General features: G+C 25.2%; 2 protein-coding genes. Both read right to left on the bottom strand.

Translation table 11 applies throughout. The features are described from left to right. Positions 1–392: [FeFe] hydrogenase H-cluster radical SAM maturase HydG (locus tag N3F66_15075; GenBank protein ID MCX8125469.1), on the bottom strand; the 392-nt coding region annotated here is incomplete at its 3' end. Then, positions 389–1,003, bottom strand: a 615-nt coding sequence (locus N3F66_15070) for a HAMP domain-containing histidine kinase (protein MCX8125468.1), incomplete at its 5' end; no start/stop codon positions are given. The genes N3F66_15070 and N3F66_15075, both read right to left, overlap by 4 nt.

The following is a 1,003-nucleotide window of genomic DNA, read 5'->3' as shown; positions in this document are numbered from 1 at the left end:
GCTAAAATCTCAACTTCCTTTTTTATCTCTTCTAAACTAAGAGTTTTTCTTATAACATCTTTATTCCCCACTCTAAAACCACAATACAGACAATTATTCATACAATAATTAGATACATACAACGGAGCAAAAACAACAATCCTATTGTCATAAACTTTTTTCTTTATTTTTGCTGCATATTCATACATTAACTCTAAATGCTCACTCTCATCAACACTAATCAGTTTAGCTACTTCTTCAAGCGATAAAGTTTCACATAAATCAAAAGACTTTTGAAGAATTTCTTTCAACTCAGAATAATTAGGCTTTTTAGTATTTTTAAGCAAGCAAACTATTTTATCTTTATCTATAAAGTTTTTCATTCTTTCTTTTTCGTCCCAAATATATTTCATTTATTACCCACTTTTTCTGTCACTAAATTTGGTAAATTAACAATAAATGTACTTCCCTTACCATATTCAGATTTAACATCAATACTTCCATTATAATAATCAACAATTTTTTTAACTATACTAAGCCCAAGCCCACTACCTTCAATATTTCTTGTTTTTTCATTTTTTATTCTTACAAACTCATTAAAAAGCTTTTTAATATCTTCCTCTTTAATACCTATACCTGTATCTGAAACAGAAATAAATAAATTATTTTGATATTGTTTAATCTCAATATTAACTTCACCGCTGTCTCTATTATACTTTATAGCATTACTTATAAAATTAGATAATATCATCTCAATATCTGTTTGATCCGACTTAATAAAAATATCATCACAAAAAATTTTTAATTTTATATTTCTTTTTGAAGCGTAATTTGAAAACTCTTCCACAATTTTATTAACAAGATTTTTAATATTAAATTCTTCTATATTTCTTACCTTCCTTCCAGATTCAAGTTTAGTCAAATCTATTATATCTAAAATCAACTTCCTCATAGAATTAATTCTTTCAATAGACCTTTTGATCATGTTATTATATGAATTTAAATCATCTCCTTTTATCCTCTC

The sequence above is a fragment of the Spirochaetota bacterium genome (genome assembly GCA_026414805.1).
GTDB lineage: Bacteria > Spirochaetota > UBA4802 > UBA4802 > UB4802 > UBA4802.
Note: the sequence above shows the minus strand (reverse complement) of the source record. Positions and strands in the feature narration are given on the sequence as shown.